Here is a 642-nt window from a genome sequence, read left to right as displayed (position 1 = left end):
CGCCGGCACCGACCTGACCGGCAGGGGCCTGCCGGACCTGTACATCGCCAACGACTTCGGCCACGCGCACCTGCTGTACAACCGCTCCGTGCCGGGTCGGATCGCGTTCACCGAGGCCACCGGCCGCCGGGACGCGACCACGCCCAAGTCCTTCGTCCTGGGCAAGGGTTCGTTCAAGGGCATGGGCGTCGACTTCGCCGACGTCAACCACAACGGCAGCTTCGACATCATGGTCAGCAACATCACCGCCGCCTGGGGCCTGGAGGAGTCCAACTTCCTCTGGATCAACCAGGCGAAGAACAACGACGAGATGAAGGAGAAGCTGGAGCAGGACATCGCGCCGTTCACCCAGGAGGCGCGCGAGCAGGGGGTGGCTTGGACCGGTTGGGGCTGGGACACCAAGATGGCCGACTTCCGCAACGACGGCGACCTGGCGATCCTGCAGGCCGACGGCTTCGTGAAGGGCAACATCGACCGGTGGCCGTGGCTGCAGGAGATGGCCATGACCAACGACGACCTGCTCTCCAACCCCCGGATGTGGCCCAACGTCCAGCCCGGGGACGACCTGGCCGGCGACGACGTGCTGGCCTTCTACGCCAAGACCCCGAGCGGCACCTACGCCAACATCAGCAAGGAGCTCGG

The 642-nt window shown here is 66.7% G+C and carries 1 pseudogene; it reads left to right on the top strand.

The annotated features are described in order from the left end of the window. A pseudogene (locus ABD323_RS43500) lies at positions 1-642 on the top strand (RNA-binding protein); the annotation flags it as partial.

It is taken from the genome of Kitasatospora nipponensis (assembly GCF_039528135.1).
GTDB lineage: Bacteria > Actinomycetota > Actinomycetes > Streptomycetales > Streptomycetaceae > Kitasatospora > Kitasatospora nipponensis.
The sequence above is the reverse complement of the archived record's forward strand: the minus strand, read 5'-3'. Positions and strand labels throughout refer to the sequence as shown.